The following is a 17,097-nucleotide window of genomic DNA, read 5'->3' on the forward strand; positions in this document are numbered from 1 at the left end:
GTGCATGGCCGGGGGCGTTCGATCAGCTATGGTGAAATCGTGCGCCGTGGCAAGCTGGCGCGTCAGTACACGCCCGAGCAATTGACAGCCATCGTGCTGAAAACGCCACAGCAGCGCAGCCTGATCGGCCAGCCGGCGCAGGCGCTGGACATCCCTGCAAAAATTGATGGCACGGCCGTGTACGGCATCGATGCGCAGGTCGATGGCATGCTGTATGCGCGCCCGAAGATCCCGCCCACGCGCTATGGCTCAAAAGTGCTCTCCATCGATGATACGGCCGCGAAAAAGGTGAAGGGCTATCTGCGTTCGGTGGTCTTGCAGGACCCCAGCGGCACGGTGCCCGGCTGGGTCATGGTGGTGGCTGAGACGTATGCCGCTGCCATCCGCGCGGCCGACCTGGTGCAAGTAAAGTGGCGGGCCGGTGCGTCGGCCCACGTGGCAGAGCAGGATATCCTGAACTATGCCACCAAGCAGCTGGCCGATGCCAGCCTGGGCGCCCGCGTGGTCGATGATGATGGCGTGGAGCAAGCGTTCAAGGATGCCAGCCTGCAACTCGAACGCCACTACACGACGAGCACCGTGTTGCATTTCCAGCTGGAACCGGTGAATGCGCTGGCGCAGGAAATCGACGGCGTCTGGCACATTCATGCGGGCAACCAGTGGCAATCGTTGATACTGCCCGTGCTGGCGCAGGCGTTGAAGGTGCCGGAGGGCAAGGTGATATTGCACACGTATCTGCTGGGCGGCGGTTTCGGGCGGCGCCTGAATGGCGATTACTGCGTGCCGGCCGCGCTGGCGGCGCAAGCCGTGGGACGCCCCGTCAAGATGATATGCACGCGGGCCGACGATGCCCGTTTCGATTCGCCCCGTTCGCCGTCCGTGCAGCATGTGCGCATGGCGTTTGATGCTGCCGGCAAGGTTTCGGCGATGCAGCACGAGGCCGGCGCTGGCTGGCCCACGCAAGCGATGATACCCGCCTTCCTGGCCAAGGATAAGCAGGGCCATCCGTATGACCCGTTCGCCATCTCTGGCGCCGACCACTGGTACACGGTGGGCGCGCAGCGCGTGCGCGCCGTGTCGAACGACCTGGCCAACAGCAGTTTCCGCCCCGGCTGGCTGCGCTCCGTGGGGCCGGGCTGGACCAACTGGGCCGTGGAAAGTTTCATGGACGAGGCGGCGCAGGCGGCCAAGGTCGATCCGCTGGCATTCCGTTTGTCGCTGCTGCAGGCCACGGGCCGCAATGCGGGCAGCGCGCCGAATGCCGTCGGCGGCGCCGCTCGCCTGGCCCACGTGCTGCAGCGGGTGGCGGACAAGGCCGGCTGGGGCAAGGCCATGCCGCCCGACACGGGCCTGGGCATCGCCGCCACGTTTGGCCAGGAACGCGACATGCCGACCTGGACGGCCTGTGTTGCCCGGGTGAAAGTAGACCGCAGCACTTGCATGGTGAAAGTCGAAAAACTGTTCATGGTCATCGACGCGGGCAGCATCGTCGACCCCGACGGCGCGCTGGCGCAGGCGGAAGGGGGCGCCCTGTGGGGCGTGAGCATGGCCTTGCATGAAGGCACGGCGTTCCTGAACGGCGAAGTGAAGGATACCAACCTGAATACCTACACGCCCCTGCGCATGGCCGACGTGCCCGAGCTCGATATCGAATTTGTTTCCAGCACGCAAGCGGCGACCGGCATGGGCGAGCCGCCAACCACAGCCGTGGCGCCGGCCATCGGCAACGCCATCTTTGCCGCCGTGGCGTCGCGCGTGCGGCATTTGCCGATCCGCCCGGAAGCCGTGCTGAAAGGACTGGACCGGCACGGCGCCGTCTGATATCGGCACGGGGCAAAATGAGGGGCGCCGCGCGTAAACGGACGCAGGCTGCTACACTGAGACATGCCGCTCAGTGCGCGCAGGCGGCGCACTGAGCGGCACGATCAGCGCAATAGCATTGTGATGTCAGCTCGATAGCGGAGGCAACCATGCAAGAACAATTTGTCAGCATCACGGCCGATGAACTTCAAATGGACGGCGTGCTTGAAATGCCCGAGCGGCCGGTGGGCATCGTCCTGTTTGCCCACGGCGCGGGCGCCGACAGCGACTACCTGGGCGCCTCCAGTCATGCCACTTCCCAGGATTTCCTGCGGGCGGGCATCGCCACCTTGCGCTTCGACCAGGGCGGTGTCGAGCCTGGCGGCGGCAGCAATGGCCATGCTTATTTCGTGCGCAGCGATATCGTGCTGCTGGCGCGCCAACTGGAAAAAGCCCTGAGCTGGCTGCAAGTCGACCCGGCCACGCGGCGTTTGCCCTGCGGCCTGTATGGCGATGGCACCAGCGCGGCTGTGGTGATGCAACTGGCGGCCTGGCGCAGCGCAGAAATCGCCGCGCTGGCCGTCTGTGATGGCCAGGTGGAAATGGCGGGCAAGGCGGCGCTGGAAAACGTGCGCGTGCCATCCTTGCTGATTGTGGGCGGGCGCGACCCCGACGTGGCTGGCCTGAACCGCATGGCTTTCGCCACCTTGCGCTGCGACAAGCAGCTGGAACAGATCGCCACCCCCGGCGGCTCCGATACGCGCCACCAGGCGGCCTTGCTGGCGACGGACTGGTATATGCGCCACTTCAACGGGCATATCAGCACGGCGCAGTAGCGCGATAGTTGCTGGATTGGCGCTCAGGCGGCGCGCAAGGTCTTCGCATGACGGGCGCAGCCAGAGGGGCCGGGATATTGCCAGTCTTGGTGTAACTGTCAAGACGCGCCTGCTTATAGATGCGTTTAACGAATAAAGGCGGCTTCTTCTCCTGCCATTTTTTCATCGCCTGAATCGATGTTGCATTATCCAGGCCGCCCTGGGGACTGTTGTGGTTGTCGATTTTCAGGTAGTTGCGCAGCGTCGATTCCAATTCGGCCCGGGAGCCGAAACGGGCCTGATTGACAATCTCGCTGATGCGGCCATTGAAGCGCTCGACCATGCCATTGCTTTGTGGATGGCGTGTTGGGACCAGCCGATCCTTGATCGCCAGTTGCTTGCAAAGGACGTCAAAGACATGCTGGCCAGTAGGGATACGGTCGCCGGTTTCCGGCGCCTTCCTCGTGCCGGTGAAGCGGTCCGTGAGCTGGCTGCCCTTGTCCGTGAGCGGCTTGACGATGGTGACCGGACAGGCAAGCCAACGCACGAATGACAGCAAGTTCGCCAATTTTGAGCGCGCCCTTTGCCTGACGACTTCGACCGCTGACCGGATCGACGTTTACGATAGTGAGGCGCGAGCACCTTGCCCCGCCGAAAATCGCTAGTCTTCCATCTGTATACCAACATCGACGCCGCGCTGCTCCAGTTCGTCTTGAAAAACCTGCGGCCATGATCGGCTTGTCGGCGGGTAAGTCTTTCATGGCCCTTGGAGTGCTAGGAATGAGCGATCCTAAAGGCATTCCTGTGCCAGGCAACGGCAGCCTCAGGTCAGGCTGAGCAGCATCTTTTTCTTTTCGATCAGCCAGGTGGGAAAACCGATGTCGGAGCGCAGCGTATCGCGCCATCCGCCGGTGCCGAAGACGGGCATGCCGACTTTTTTTGATAGCCGCAGCATTTGCGCAAACACATGCTCTTCGCTCAGTCCATCGCGCTGCGCCAGATAGTGCAGCCATCGGTTGCCGATGCGCGCATGCAGCGCTTCGTCATTATTGATGACCAAGAAGCTCAGCGCCTCTTCTTCGCGCGCCGCGCGCTGCAATTGGGCGGCCAGGTTCAGGTTGGTCTCGACCGCATTGGCCTCTTGCAGCAACTGCTGGACGATCAGGCCGTCCAGTAGATTGTCCGCCGACATGAAGCGTTCCAGTACCGTGTTGGTATAAGGGAAGGCGCCGATGATGCCGCCGCGCTCCAGGTAAAGCGCCTGGATGTAGCTTGCGTGGCGGGCCTCATCCCATATCTGCCTGCCCATGTCGCCCATGAAGGCGGCCGGCATGTCCGGGTTATCCAGGATCATGTAGGCACAAATTTCCATTGCGGAGATTTCGACGTCGACCAGCACGTAAAAAAGAAAGCCCAGGTAGTTTGCGTCATCGTCGAGGATGCCGCGTCCTTCGACGAAGCGGAACGGCTTGTCGGCAGACCAGTGCAACGCGGCGTCGCGGGCCGGTTGCCGTGGCGGAGTGCTGTCGCCAGCCGCGTGGCGCTGCTCCAGCAAGGGCATTTTTTCCACGAGCAAGGCCATGAGCGGCATTTCCGGCGCAAACAGGATGGCGCTGGATAAGGCCGGCAGCAACGTCCGGGCACGCGCCGCCAGGGCCGCTGGTCCCTGCTCCGGCATGATGGCCGCAGCGATCACCGGCATGTCGGGCAGGCTGATGATCTCGTCCGTGGCGATCTGCGACCGGCGCGCGCCGACTGCGCCAAACAATTGCAGCAGGCCGTCCAGCGCAAGCCCGATGGCTATCTTCTCGTCTATCGAGGGGGCAGCGACCAATTGCTGGCAATGCCGTTGCAGGCAGGTGCGCAGACAGGCGTCGACGTCCGAATAATAGCGCTTGATCGCTTCCATCCGCAGCATGATGCTCCTCCTTTCTGGTGGCAGACTAGCGGGCCTTCGGGCCGGGCCTGCTGCTGGCGGCATGCGCCGGTTCAGTTGTGCGTAGAACAAAATCGACCATCAGTTCCAGCCGGGCGGTGAGCCAGGCGTCGCCGTGGCTGGCCGAAACCAGCTGGACCGTCTCGGCAAAGAAGCGGCAGCTTGCAAAGAGGGCGCGATACAACTGGGTGGGCGCCAGCTCATCGCAACGCGTTTCGGCCAGGCGCACCAGTAGTGGGGGGCTCAGGCGCTGCTCCGCATGGCGGTATCCTTCCAGCGGCAAGCCATGCGCCAGCTGCAGCATCGGCAGCAAGCCCTTCGCGCGCATGACGTTGAGCGAGTCGTCGGCTTCCCAATACTCGCCACGGGCAATCTTGGTGTGGGTGTACCAGATCCAGCCGCAAAATTTATTGTACGTATCTTCGAGAAAAGCTGGATCGGCCGGTGCCGCATGTCCTGCCGCATGCGGCGCCGACGCCAGGAACGGTGGAACGCCCACCAGCAGCAGCCCTTGCTGAGGCTGGCTTGCTGCGCTTTCATGTAGATAGAGAATATCGATCTTGACCAGGGTATCCTGGCAATCCCAGAAATGAATCAGGAGGTCGGGCATCTGCAAATGGGTCGCCGGGAACTGCGCTATCGCGCGTCCGTGCTGCTGCAGGCATTGCGCGACGGTGGCCTGGAGGCGCAGGCGGCTTGTCGGGCCATCGCAGCACATGGTCAGGTCGATATCTGAATAGGCATCGCCGCTGCCCGTGGATAGCGACCCAGTCAACACCATGTCAGCGTCGCCACAGGCGAGGACTGTGCCGGCAATTGCTTCGATGAGTGACAATTGAATGGTTTGCTGCGCCATGTTTTCTGCTAAAAAATGCATGGCTCTGGTATTTAATTGGCGCCCGACTGTGTTGTTTCTCATATTCCTATCCTATCGATAGTTTAATAAGGTATAACCATGGGAGAAAATATTCCCGATGCATGACAGCAGCGTTGCAAAATTGCCCGGAAAAATAATGCCGGAGCGTAGTGGTGTGCGGTGAGTGAAATCTGATTATAATATGGGATACATGGAATTACAAACGTGCGACAGGCATGTGAATTCCATTTATACTGTTTTTAAGACCTGCGCCAAATACATCTTATCAGGTTAATTGCAATCCAATAGGAGCTGCCATGTCGCCTCTGGAATTGTCGCGCAACTTTCATTTGACACGCACCTGGGGCCTGAGTCGCCAGCGGCTGCCCTCGCTGCAGCGCGTGATGCCGGCGCTTGCCGAGCGGGAAATTGACCTGCAATCGCTGCGCCGCCTGCCCGTCATGGACAAGGCGCAATACCAGATCCTGGCGCAGGAATGGCTGCAGACGAATGCGTCGCTTCCCCATTTCATGATACGCACGGGGGGCACCACGGGCATGCCGACCTTGCAGTGGGGTTATATGCCGCCCTATGCCCCGCCCGCTGCGCCGTCGCCCGGCGAGGCATTGCGCCCGCTGTACCTGAAGGCCGGCGATGGCCGCCAGGGGACTGTGCCGCACTTTCCGCGCGATGTGGGGGCGCTGATCGCGCCTTTGCGCGATGAGGATGGCTACCGCATCATGATCGAGATATTAAAGACGAAATATAATTTCGCCGGATATGAAGACCAGTTTTCCCGCGTCTCGATACCTTTGCCGGCGGCAAAGAAATTGGTTCATTATATATTGGTGAATAATATTGAACTGCATGGATCTGGCCTGAAGGAAGTACATACGAATTCTTCGTTCGTGACGCAATCCTGGCGCAATAAAATTGAATCGGTCTTGAATGCGAAGTTAATAGATCATTACGGATTCACTGAAATTCAGAATGCGCGCGCGCATGAATGTCCGTATTGCGGTTATTATCATTTTCCTGACACTATTTATCCCGAAGTGGTCGATGCCCGGGACAGGCTGCTCACCGCGCCGCATGCCAACGGACGTCTGTTGGTGACGCGCCTCCTGAAAGAGCACGATCATGCCATGCCGGCGCTTCGCTTCGACAGCGGCGACGTCGTGCAGATAGGCGCGTATTGCGAGATGGCGGGAGAGTGCGGTTTCAAGCCCTGGGGCAAGGTGGATCACAGTATCGTGATCGATGGCACTGGGGGCGGCAGCCTGTATCCGGTCCGTTATGGGGATATCCAGGAAGCGCTCGACCATCATCCGCTGGTAGGCCGGATCGACAACACGCGCCATTCGCTGGTCACGCCGACGGAGGGCGACGCCTTTCCCAAATGGCGGCTGGCCTCGCAGGGGGATTGCCGCGCCAGGCTGGAAGTGGAAATGTTGTTTGATCCGCGCCTGTTTGTCGAGGCCTGGCGCGCGTTTGAAGCGCAGCTGCGCCTGGCGCTGGCACGCAGCAACCGCGAGTATCAGCATGCCATCGATACGGCAGGCTTTCACCTCGAGATAGCGGGCTTGCCCCCCGGTTCGCTGAAAGACAGGGATGTCATGAAATCCTAGCCTGCGATCCGTCCACGCTCAAGGTCCATGATGCCCATGTCCATCTGCCGTACCCGCCGCGCGCTGTTGACTTCCTCTGCGGCACTGGCTGCTGTTGCTGCCTGGCCCGGCTTTGCTGCCGGGGAGGCAGCGGCGGCCGGCTTGCCTGTCGTACGCTGGGGCACGTTTCGTAACTACCAGCCGGTGTACATCGGCATTGCCGCAGGCTTTTTCAAGTCTGCCGGTGTGCATGTCGAAATGACCGGCAATTTCAGCAGCGGGCCAGCCATCGTCCAGGCCGCAGGCCTGGGCCAGCTCGATGCCGGCCATGCGGCGATCACGGGCCTGGCCAATGCGGCGGCGCAGGGTGTCGGGGTGATGGGCGTTGCCGATTCCCAGACGGAGTTCGGCGATGCTCCTTTGCAGCAATGGTTCGTCCTGCATGCGGGGCCGGTCAAGGGCATGGCCGACCTGCGCGGGCGCCGCATCGCCGTTAATTCCCTGTCCGGTTCCTTTTATTACACCACGCTGCTCGCGCTGCGCAAACACGGCATTGCCAAGTCGGAGGTGCATTTCGTGACACTGCCGCATGAACGCCAGGAGCAGGCCTTGCTGGCAGGCTTGATCGATGTTGCCGCGCTGATCGATCCCTACAGCGTATCGATGACTGCGCAGGGTAAGCTGCGCCGGCTCTTTACCGGAGCCGACATCATCGGCGAGCGGCAGTTTTCGCTGGTATTTTTCCGCAAAAAGATGCTGGAAGAGCAGGCCGATACGGTCAGCCGCTTTTTGGCCGGCTATCGCCAAGCCGTCGCCTTTCTGCAGAGCGATACCCAACGTGGGAATGCAATCATGGCCAGGGCGCTCGGCCTCAAGCAAAGCCTGATGGTGTCGCACCGCTATACCAGCAATGCGCAGGTGCGGATGCGCGATGTCCAGTTCTGGCTCGATGTCATGCGGCAGGACGGCGGCCTGAGGCAGGCGCCTGGCCTGCGCGGCAATGCCTTCGCCACGGACCGCTTCAATCCGTGATGGCGCACCCTGCGACCGGCCTGGGCGGTCCTGGCAATGCGGGCCGCTGGCGGGGTCGGCGCGCGCCGCAGCTGCTTGGCCTGTTGGGCGTTGCCGCTGCGCTGCTGGCATGGGAAGCGTTGATCCGCCTGCAGCTGCTCGACCCTGTCTATCTGCCACCGCCCGGCGAAGTACTGGCGGCCTTGCCGTCCCTGCTGTGGCACGGTCCGCTGCTGGCCGATGTGCGAGCCAGCCTGCATGCCGTGCTGGCCGGTACGGCGCTTGCCTGCCTTTTCGCGCTGCCGGCAGCGGCGCTGGCCCATTTTTATGCGCCGTTCCGGTGGCTGACGGCTCCCCTGGTCGAACTGGTCCGCGGCATTGCTCCGTTGGCGCTGCTGCCGGCTTTTCTGCTGATCTTCGGACTGGGCGGCAAGAGCACGATCGCCATCATTGTCTGGGTCGCCTGGCCGCCCCTGTTCATCAATGTCCTGGGCGGACTCGACGCCACCTGCCGTACGCTGATCGACGCGGCCCGGAGCATGGGCGCGAATCTGCCCTGGCTGCTGGCGACCGTCTACCTGCCCGCCGTATCCGGGCACCTGCTGGCTGGCCTGCGGCTTGCATTGGGCAGCGCCTGGCTTGCCGTCGTCGCCGCCGAAATGCTGGGCGCAAACGCCGGCATCGGTTTTCGCATCCTCGAATGGTCGCAAACCTTCCAGGTGACCGCGATGTATGGCGCGATTGTTGTCACTGGTGTGGTATCGCTGGGCATCAATGGCGCCATTGGATGGCTGGGGCGCGCATGCACGCCGCATCTGGAGGAACGGTGATGGCCCGTCCCCTGCTGCGGGTAGACGCGGTCTCCCATGCATTTCAAGCACGCCAGGTGATACGCAATTGCTCCTTCACTCTAGGCGAACGCGAGGTCGTGGCGCTGGTGGGACCCAGCGGGGTTGGCAAGAGCACGCTGCTGCGCATACTGGCGGGCCTGGTGCATCCGCAGCAGGGCAGCGTGACGCTGTCGGCCCGCGCGGTGCGGCCCGGCATGTCCGGCCTGGCCATGGTGTTCCAGGATTACGCGCTGTTTCCCTGGCTCAGTGCGCAGGGCAATGTCGAATATCCCCTGCTGGTCAATGGCGTGTCCAGAGCGCAGCGCCAGGCTGCGTCGCAGGCGGCCCTGCGTCAGGTCGGCATGGGCGACAGCGGCCGTCTCTACCCGAGCCAGTTATCTGGCGGCATGCGGCAGCGCGTCGCCGTGGCCCGCGCGCTTGTCGCGCGGCCCGCCCTGATGCTGCTCGATGAGCCGCTGTCCGCCTTGGACCAGAAGACGCGTGAACACCTGCAGGGGCAGCTGGCTGAGGTGTTTGAGCAACTTGCCTGTGCCGCCGTGCTGGTCACGCATGATTTGTTGGAAGCCATACGGCTAGCGCAGCGGATCATCGTGCTGACGGGCAATGGCGACAGCATTGCCGCCGACTTGCCGATACCCCCCGGCGATGGCCGCCAGCAGCACGCGCTGCTGCTAGACCTGCTGGCCGCTCAACACTTGACGTAGCGCCAGAACAGGCGCCGTGCCGCTTGGCCATTGCTGAGCACAAGCCGCTCTTCCTCGATGGCGGAGGCCAGCTCGAAACCCACCTCGTGCGCAAATTGCCGTATCCATTGCGGATGCCAGGGGAAGACGGCAATATCGTTCCCTATCGGTTCGCCGGGGTTGGCGCGCATGAAGAGTGTGCCGCCTGGCCGCAGCCAGCCGTGCACCCTGCGCAATGCTGCGGCGACCTGCTGCGCGCCGCCGAAGTTGATGCTGCCCAGCGCCAGGCACACGTCGATCGAGTCCTCGGCAAACGGTGCATCGTGCAGGTCGCAGACGAGATCGGCGGCATCATTGGCGATATCGATGCCGATCAGGTTGGAAATTTTGCCTTTGAATGGATTGAAGCCGCAGCCGACGTCGACCACGGTGCGTGGCCGCAGTGCATTGACCTGTTCGACCAGCGCAAAACCGCTGAGGGGAAAGCGGTCGATCGACGCTTGCCAGGTTTGGGGGTGAAAAAAGGCAATCAGCCTGGCGTTGTCGTTCATGTCTGGCATCTCCCTCAGATCACGCAGGTGCGGGCTAGCCCTGCCATGGCATGGCAGGCCGCCAGGACGTCGGCGACGGGCTGGTTGCCCAGTCCCCACTGCCGTTCGAATTCCAACTCCGAAACGCACTGGACCTCGGAATGGCTGTAGTGCAGGCCCAGTTCGTTCAGTATCGGTTTCATGCTGCGCCGGCGCGTTAGCTGCCGCTGATGTTGGGTGGCAAACGCGGCGATGTTCGCATTGTCGGCGGCGATCTGCTTTGCCATGTTGGCCGAACTTTTGTACCAGCTGTAATCCGGATAGGAGATGCTGAAACCGCCGGCCGCCTCCCACCATGCCAGGCACGCGTGGTCTGGGCGGTGCACCAGCAGAAAGCGCGCTGCAGGAAAAGTCTGTTTCAGCCACGGCAAATGCCGGGCAAACAGATGGCTTTTCAATAGCTTGGTGCCGCCGGCAGCGGCATAGGGGCCGGCGAATTCGTCCAGGAGTTCCGTCTTGCTCATGCTGCCAAGGTTGTCGAACTGGCGCCCGTACTCCATCCCTGGACCGAAGTAATTTCCGAAATGCAAAGCGCGGCTTCCCCCCTCATGGCTGCGCTGCAAGCGCATGTCCGAACGATTGACGCCGTTCGCATACATCAGCGCATGGGCGATGGCGCTCCATTTCGAGCCTGGCGTGCCCACCACAAAAACAATATCTGCTCCGTCTTCCTTAAACATGCTAGTCCTTGTCCGGTGAGGTGGGCGTCAGGCACGTATGGTGTTGTAGTGCACTAACATCTCTGCCAGTTTCTGCTGTATCGATGCTTCGTTCGACGGTTGCGGAAAATGCGCGTCGTTGAAGCGTTCGAGCCGGTGGATCGGATCGATCGGCGCCATGCCGCCCAGGTATTGTTCGAAGTCGGCCACCGTGCGGCTGAATTTGTGTTTGCCGTCCCAGACAGTTTCCTTGAACAGCAGATGGGGCAGGTGTCCCTGCTTTTTGCCATGAGAAAGCATGCGCTGCTGAAACTTGACGAAACGCGCTGTGTCGGCGACGTATGCCTGCGCATAGCCGTGGCGGCTGGTATAGGGCATTCTGTCGCGCACGGTTGCCGCCAGCGATATGCCGTCGATGCTGGTACGCTGGCGCCTGCGCTCGCCATTCAGGTCCAGGATGGTTGGCAGGATATCGACCGTGCGCACTCTTTCGGTATGGATGGCAGGCGCGACATCGTCGCCGATGAAGAGCAGCGGTACCCGCAGCACGCCCTCGGCGACGGAATTGAAGTGCCCGAAGCTCTGTTCGTCATATTCTTCGCCGTGGTCACCGAACAGCACGATCAGCCAGCGTTTTCCTGCGAGGCGCTGCCTGAGTTTGGCCATGAACGGGGCAAAGCGGTAACGCAGGAAATGTTCGATGCCTTCCAGATACAGACCGAATATGTCTTCGGCACGGTCCGCCTTCCACAGTTCCTGGATCACGCGCTTGTAGCGCATCAGGTGCTGCATGTCTTCTTCGTCTCGCAAGGTCTCGAACAGCTGATCCTTGGGCAGGCTGGCCGAGGTGCCGACGCGCTTTTCCAGTTCAGCCAGCTTGCTGCGGTAGGCGTCGCCGCCATATTGCAGGTTGTGAAAGCCGTAGGGCACATGCACGCCGCCAAAATGGGCCAGGCTGACTGAGCGTTCCGCCTGTCCCAGCGCCGCGAGATAGGCGTCGTCGTTTTCGACCAGGAAATGATCGATGCCGCGGTCGAAACCCAGGGTCGGACCGAGTATCAGCGGAAAATCGCTTTTCAGTATGGTGCGGTATCCGGAGCGCTGCGCGCGGGTAAACAGGGTTTCGCCGCTCAGTTTCTTGTTGAAAAATTCGTAGACGCCGTGCCGCAGCGGCCATTTTCCGTTCAGGATGGAGGCGTGCGAGGCCGACGTGTACGGCGCGGCGGAGACGCAGTTGGCAAAGAAGGCGCCCTCGTCGACCAGGGCATCGAGCACCGACGTGTCTGGCGCGCTCAGGTGGGGATATTTGGCGGGCCACAGTTTCAGGGGATTGCGTCCGATGCAATCGCTGCGTAGCGTATCGATGGACAACAGGACTATGTGATCGTACACGGGCGTCTCCAGTTCAAAAGGGCAGGCCTGCCGATTGTTGCAGTTGCGGACAACATTTTCCAGGCAGTCGGCGCGACCCTACCTGGGCTCGCCAACCAGATGGCAGGCGCCTGCCTGGTAACTGCGCGTGCCAGGCGGCCTGGAGATCATGGTGGTGATATTTTTGGGAAGCAAAATACGGTCGTAGACTGACAAGTGGGGCACGTAGTGGGGGCCGGCATAGGCGGTCTGCAGCTTCAATCCCAGCTCGCCGTAGCGGCGCAGGGCATCGAGGTGCAGGGCTTGCAACTGCTCCGAATGGACGCGGAAATGGATGTTGGTGATGAAGCCGTTGCGATTGCTGAAGGTGGCGATGTCGCCGATCTCGAAGCTGACACGGGCCGTTGCCAGCGAGATGGCAAGCTGTTCCATTTGCCGCAGTACCTCCGGAGGCTGGAAGCCGCCGTACAGCAGGGTAATGTGGGGATCAAGCTGGCGAGCGATCACGTCATCGCTGGCAAAGCGATGTCGTTCGACAATAACATGATTGTGCAGCTCAGGCTCGACGCTCAGCACCAGTGCACATTCATGGGTGTCGTTGATTGCATCGAGGTTCAAGCGGTTGCGCAGGCTAGTCAGGCTGACCAAGGCATCTCCAGTGCGTTTGCATGCTGCAATAAGGTGACTTGCCGATGAGTAAGATGGCCGTGGCATCTGGGGAGCCACCGCCATCCTGTGCTACCCGCTTATGGCTGGGAATTTTGCGTCATGCTTTCCAGCTCCTTGGCCGTGATCTTCGAGAAAAACTTGACGTCGGATGCCTTGCCTGTATTGTCATGAATCACATTCAAGGTGCCGGAACCGATATTCCAGGTTCGTTCCACGTGGCCGTTGGTCAACAGCCTCATCGAAGCTGGCGTGCCGTACTGCTGGAAAAGCTCCGTATCGGCCTTATGGACAAGATCATGTACCGATTGCTTCGTGTCGCCAATCGTATTCGATTGCACGGACATATGTACCGCTGCATTGCCAGACATAATAACCCTCCTAAAGTTACGATGCACATCCATCCTAGAATGTGTGGAGGTATGTTATATCAAAATTTATTTATTTCAAGAATATTTTTCTTTGCCTGTTTTTATTCCACGTGCGCGCTTTTGGAGTGGTGGTGGATGTATATTTTTTTATGCTACTCACTAGCAACTTGATAGCTGATTGATTATGTGGTGATGGTTTCTGTGATTATTCGTGGCACTGCGCCTATTGCATGGAAACGAATGCCGACGTGTATTTTGGTGATTTTTTGGTGAATTGAATGGCATGAGAAATTGTAGGGGAATATACGCAAATTATAACGCCAGCCTGCGCACCATCTGGTAGTTTGCTATCGAAAATCGTATATGAATATATTTTTTAATCAGGTAAACGCGTTGACCTTCAATGGAACAGGTGATAAATTTATTGTTGGTGTGTGATCTGGTAAGTGGTGATATGGGACATCATGTATTTTCAGGGATTTCACGCTGTCATGAAACTTTTGCATTCCTGGTTTATTTTTGAAAATGTGTTTTCAATGAATCATTCAAGGAGAATCAAATGTTATCGTCAAAAGAATTCGTTGCAAGTCTCAAAGAAAATAATCAATCGCTTTTTAAGGCCAGCCAGATCAATGTGCGGGCCTATTTCGATTCCAGGCCATCGCAGGATGAAATGGTCGACCATTTCATCGGCCGCATGGTCAATGAACGCCTGAACATGGTGGAAATTGCGCAAAGCGTGGCCAGGCTGCCGGCCGACACGTCGGTCGAGGAATTGCAGCTCCTGACCAAGCAGGCGCACGACGAGGCAAACCATTTCCGCATGGTCAAGGACGTGATCGAACATATCACGGGAAAACCCTTGAATGTCGAGGCGGCAATCGCTGCCGAAGCGGCCAAGCCGACGGCAAAGGGCGCCGACTTACTGAAAAAGTACGAAGCCGAAACCGATCCGATTGCCCTGGCCGCATACCAACTCGTTGCCGAGGGCCGCGCAGAAGCCGTCTGGAGCGAAATGGCCAATTGCATCGACGATGAATTCATTCGCCGCACGTATGCAAAAATTGCCAAGGACGAAGGGTTTCACGCCAATATCGGCGGCATGAAGCTGGAACAGCTGCTGAAAACAGAAGCCGACCAGACTCATGCAGAAGCGTTGATCAGGAAAATGCGCCGCGACCTGTTCGAGATCAGTTGCCTCAATACCGCTGCAGCGCCGGCCGCCAGGCAACTGGTTGAAGAGGCTTATGGCTGGTAAGCGTTCCCATGCAGGCAGGCCGGTACCCGGCTGCGCAGGGCTTCCCTGCTGTCATCGGTGGTGCGCTGCAAGGTAGGCGGACAAGCCAGCCCCTTGCTGGCGGTGTGATCACTGCCAGCAAGGGGCACCCTGCGCCTCCGTTCTGTCATCCATGGGTACTCAATCATTGTTCGGGAATCAGGCAGAAGGGCACGTCGACGGTATACCTATCCTGTGGAGATAAGAAAATGATTAAAATAAATGCCGATATTTCTATTGCCGACCGGTGGCCGCTGAATATATTTCCGATTGCTCCCGGTCAGCAGCGCCAGTTTGTCTCTAGTGGTACGGACTATATTTTGCTCAGGAATGCGAGTTATTCCAGCCACGAGGTTGATTTTAAGGGGGTGCATGGCGCCCTGGCGGTCAGCGCTGAAACGGAATATACGGTGTGCTGCGGAATGGATGCCAGCGCCTTTGTCGTCCGTTATCCGGGACTCAGGCTGGAAGAGCAGCGTTATTTTACGCAGAAGAATCTGGATATCGGTAATCTCAGTTATATGGATGGTGGGACGAATACGACGGCGATTAATCCCGGCAGGCTGGGAGATCCTGTCGTGAATTATGTGCATTTTCCGTCAAATATGTATCAGACCTTGCATACCCATCCGAGTCACCGGGTGGGATTGATTCTTTCTGGCAATGGAAAGGTGGAATTGAATAACAAGGAAATGTTTAATCTGGAGGAGGGGAGTGCATTTTTCATGAGAAGGAACGAATTGCATAATTTCATAACCGGCGATGTGCCGGTCGTTTTATTTGTATTTGCCCCCGATTCGGGCTGCGGTCCCACGGATGAAGTCAATGCCCTGAAAGTACGCACCTATATCGGCCAACAGCGTGGGCAGCAGAATGATGAACGCTAAAAAATTATTAATCTTGACGGGACCGCAGGGGTCGGGCAATCATCTGTTTAGCCGGATATTGAGCATGCATCCCGCCGTGCAGGGCTGGACCGCGCTGAAGGAGGAATACTGGGTGCCCAGCGATGAGGAGCCGTTTGCCGAATACTGGGTCCATCCGGGGCGCCTGGATGAACAGGTATTTGCAGAGGCACGGTATTTTCTCGCCAATGTCAGCTGTCCATTTTTTTATGACGGCACGCGCTATTTGCCCAGGATACGGGAAGTGGCGGACCGGGCTGCATCGTTCGGTATCAACGTCGAGATCGCCATCGTGGTCAGGGACCAGAATATCAATGCCGTTCAGCAGCAGCGCGTGGGAGGCCAGGTGACTCTGGGTATGGCGCAGGATTATTATTATGCGCATTTGATGAATAGCCCGCATGCAGTCCATTTCATCGATTACGAAGCTTTTTTTCTGCATAAACTCCATTATTTGCGCTGGCTGGCCAGGGTTCTCGATTTCCCCATCGCCTGGGAGAGCGCCGATGTGATGCGTTTTATTGAGCAGGATGCCAATCGCAAATATGTGGCGGCAATCGAGGAGAACTGGCTCGATGCAACAATACGCGCTGGCCGCCGGCCTTTCAGCGAACGTTCGTCGTAGCGCCAGCGGCCATCCCGATTCACCCAAGTTAAGCGATGACTTGTCCTCAAGCCGCCTTGTGCGCCATCTATTTACCGGACACTATCTCTGTTACGGAATTAGTATTGCAGGGGTCAGGAAGGATGCATTCTGACAACTAAGAAATCAAGCGAGTTATGGTAAAAATAATATCAAAAAACTGCCTCGGTAGCTTATTCCTCTATGGCGCGCAAGGCCTTCGCATGGAAGCGCACATGCTCTTCCATGAAGCTGGCGATGAAGTAATAGCCGTGGTCATAGCCGGCATGGCGGCGCAACTGCAGGGGCTGGCCGGCGTCGCGGCATGCCGCTTCGAACACCTCGGGGTATAGTTGCTCGGGCAGGAACTTGTCGGCCAGGCCCTGGTCGATCAAGATGCCTTCGGGGAATAGTGGCGGTTGGCCGTGCCGACCGCGCATCAGTGCGCTGGCGTCGTACTGCTGCCAGCTGGCTGCATCGCTGCCCAGGTAGCCCGTGAACGCTTTTTTGCCCCACGGACACTGGCTCGGTGCGGCGATGGGGGCGAAGGCGGAGACGGAACGGAACAGTTCCGGGTTGCGCAAGGCCAGCACCAGCGCGCCATGGCCGCCCATGGAGTGGCCGAAAATGCCCGTGCGTTGCGCATCGATCGCCAGTTCCTGTTCCAGCAGGGCGTGCAGTTCCAGCAGGTAGCTATACATCCGATAATGGCTGCGCCACGGCGCTTCGGTAGCGTCCACGTAAAAGCCGGCCCCCGCGCCGAAATCCCAGGCATCCGTTTCGCCCGCGATGTTGGCGCCACGGGGGCTGGTGTCAGGGGCGATCAGGATCAGACCTTCTTCGGCCGCCACGCGCTGCGCGCCGCCCTTGATCATGAAAGTTTCTTCTGTGCAAGTCAGACCGGCCAGGTAAAACAGCGCAGGTCGCGTGGTGCTGACCTTGGCGCCTGGCGCCGTGTCCGGAATGAAAGCCGAGAAACGCATGGGCAAGCCGATGGCTTGCGCGTCGTGACGATAAAAGCGTTGTACGCCGCCAAAACAGGCGTGTTCACTCAACAGTTCCAGCATGAATTCTCCTC

General features: G+C 59.5%; 17 protein-coding genes and 1 pseudogene. 9 read left to right on the forward strand and 9 right to left on the reverse strand.

The annotated features are described in order from the left end of the window. Both K0F85_RS14630 and K0F85_RS14635 read left to right on the forward strand, forming a co-directional pair. Nucleotides 1-1,821, forward strand: a 1,821-nt coding sequence (locus tag K0F85_RS14630) for a xanthine dehydrogenase family protein molybdopterin-binding subunit (RefSeq protein ID WP_257572787.1), incomplete at its 5' end; no start/stop codon positions are given. A gap of 149 nt (nucleotides 1,822-1,970) precedes the next feature. Then, a complete protein-coding gene (locus tag K0F85_RS14635; RefSeq protein WP_219116720.1) occupies nucleotides 1,971-2,636 on the forward strand; it encodes an alpha/beta hydrolase in 666 nt (221 codons plus the stop codon). A gap of 97 nt (nucleotides 2,637-2,733) precedes the next feature. Here the strand turns inward: K0F85_RS14635 and K0F85_RS14640 are convergent. The 3 genes and pseudogenes from K0F85_RS14640 to K0F85_RS14650 all read right to left on the reverse strand — a co-directional run. Beyond that, nucleotides 2,734-3,150, reverse strand: a pseudogene (locus tag K0F85_RS14640) (integrase core domain-containing protein); the annotation flags it as partial. A gap of 288 nt (nucleotides 3,151-3,438) precedes the next feature. Continuing rightward, nucleotides 3,439-4,533: a DUF455 family protein gene (locus K0F85_RS14645; protein WP_219116722.1), complete on the reverse strand. Its 1,095-nt coding sequence runs from the start codon at nucleotides 4,531-4,533 to the stop codon at nucleotides 3,439-3,441. A gap of 25 nt (nucleotides 4,534-4,558) precedes the next feature. After that, a complete protein-coding gene (locus K0F85_RS14650) occupies nucleotides 4,559-5,407 on the reverse strand; it encodes a hypothetical protein (protein WP_219116723.1) in 849 nt (282 codons plus the stop codon). Between the two features lie 461 nt (nucleotides 5,408-5,868). Here K0F85_RS14650 and K0F85_RS14655 point away from each other — a divergent pair, with 461 nt between their 5' ends. From K0F85_RS14655 to K0F85_RS14670, 4 genes are all read left to right on the forward strand, one after another. Then, on the forward strand, nucleotides 5,869-7,035 hold the full coding sequence (locus K0F85_RS14655) for a hypothetical protein (RefSeq protein WP_219116724.1): 1,167 nt from the start codon (nucleotides 5,869-5,871) through the stop codon (nucleotides 7,033-7,035). A gap of 36 nt (nucleotides 7,036-7,071) precedes the next feature. After that, entirely contained in the window at nucleotides 7,072-8,046 is a 975-nt protein-coding gene (locus K0F85_RS14660; RefSeq protein WP_219116725.1) for an ABC transporter substrate-binding protein, read from the forward strand. A 119-nt stretch (nucleotides 8,047-8,165) separates the two neighbouring features. Next, nucleotides 8,166-8,855: an ABC transporter permease gene (locus tag K0F85_RS14665; RefSeq protein ID WP_219116726.1), complete on the forward strand. Its 690-nt coding sequence runs from the start codon at nucleotides 8,166-8,168 to the stop codon at nucleotides 8,853-8,855. Beyond that, nucleotides 8,855-9,580: an ABC transporter ATP-binding protein gene (locus tag K0F85_RS14670; protein WP_219116727.1), complete on the forward strand. Its 726-nt coding sequence runs from the start codon at nucleotides 8,855-8,857 to the stop codon at nucleotides 9,578-9,580. Before K0F85_RS14665 ends, K0F85_RS14670 begins: the two co-directional genes overlap by 1 nt. On the opposite strand, the gene K0F85_RS14675 is transcribed toward K0F85_RS14670, so the two are convergent. From K0F85_RS14675 to K0F85_RS14695, 5 genes are all read right to left on the reverse strand, one after another. After that, on the reverse strand, nucleotides 9,565-10,110 hold the full coding sequence (locus K0F85_RS14675) for a class I SAM-dependent methyltransferase (protein ID WP_219116728.1): 546 nt from the start codon (nucleotides 10,108-10,110) through the stop codon (nucleotides 9,565-9,567). The genes K0F85_RS14670 and K0F85_RS14675 overlap by 16 nt on opposite strands. Before the next feature lie 14 nt (nucleotides 10,111-10,124). Then, nucleotides 10,125-10,748: a hypothetical protein gene (locus tag K0F85_RS14680; protein ID WP_219116729.1), complete on the reverse strand. Its 624-nt coding sequence runs from the start codon at nucleotides 10,746-10,748 to the stop codon at nucleotides 10,125-10,127. A 108-nt stretch (nucleotides 10,749-10,856) separates the two neighbouring features. Further along, nucleotides 10,857-12,200, reverse strand: a complete 1,344-nt coding sequence (locus K0F85_RS14685; protein ID WP_219116730.1) for a sulfatase-like hydrolase/transferase — start codon at nucleotides 12,198-12,200, stop codon at nucleotides 10,857-10,859. A 78-nt stretch (nucleotides 12,201-12,278) separates the two neighbouring features. Next, a complete protein-coding gene (locus K0F85_RS14690) occupies nucleotides 12,279-12,827 on the reverse strand; it encodes a 2'-5' RNA ligase family protein (protein ID WP_219116731.1) in 549 nt (182 codons plus the stop codon). Between the two features lie 98 nt (nucleotides 12,828-12,925). Continuing rightward, nucleotides 12,926-13,216 (reverse strand): hypothetical protein, encoded by a 291-nt coding sequence (locus K0F85_RS14695; protein WP_219116732.1) that lies wholly within the window; start codon nucleotides 13,214-13,216, stop codon nucleotides 12,926-12,928. 559 nt (nucleotides 13,217-13,775) lie between these two features. On the opposite strand from K0F85_RS14695, the gene K0F85_RS14700 reads away from it, so the two are divergent. From K0F85_RS14700 to K0F85_RS14710, 3 genes are all read left to right on the forward strand, one after another. Then, nucleotides 13,776-14,474, forward strand: coding sequence for a ferritin-like domain-containing protein (locus K0F85_RS14700; RefSeq protein WP_219116733.1), 699 nt, complete (start codon nucleotides 13,776-13,778; stop codon nucleotides 14,472-14,474). A gap of 227 nt (nucleotides 14,475-14,701) precedes the next feature. Next, nucleotides 14,702-15,379, forward strand: a complete 678-nt coding sequence (locus K0F85_RS14705) for a cupin domain-containing protein (RefSeq protein ID WP_219116734.1) — start codon at nucleotides 14,702-14,704, stop codon at nucleotides 15,377-15,379. Next, complete coding sequence (locus K0F85_RS14710; RefSeq protein ID WP_219116735.1) at nucleotides 15,366-16,022, forward strand: hypothetical protein; 657 nt, start codon at nucleotides 15,366-15,368, stop codon at nucleotides 16,020-16,022. The genes K0F85_RS14705 and K0F85_RS14710 overlap by 14 nt, the downstream gene beginning before the upstream one ends. A 191-nt stretch (nucleotides 16,023-16,213) precedes the next feature. On the opposite strand, the gene fghA is transcribed toward K0F85_RS14710, so the two are convergent. Beyond that, complete coding sequence (fghA, locus tag K0F85_RS14715; RefSeq protein WP_306984788.1) at nucleotides 16,214-17,086, reverse strand: S-formylglutathione hydrolase; 873 nt, start codon at nucleotides 17,084-17,086, stop codon at nucleotides 16,214-16,216. Nucleotides 17,087-17,097: the final 11 nt, after the last annotated feature.

The sequence above is a fragment of the Janthinobacterium sp. UMAB-56 genome (assembly GCF_900095265.1).
In the GTDB taxonomy this organism is placed as follows: Bacteria; Pseudomonadota; Gammaproteobacteria; order Burkholderiales; family Burkholderiaceae_D; genus Janthinobacterium.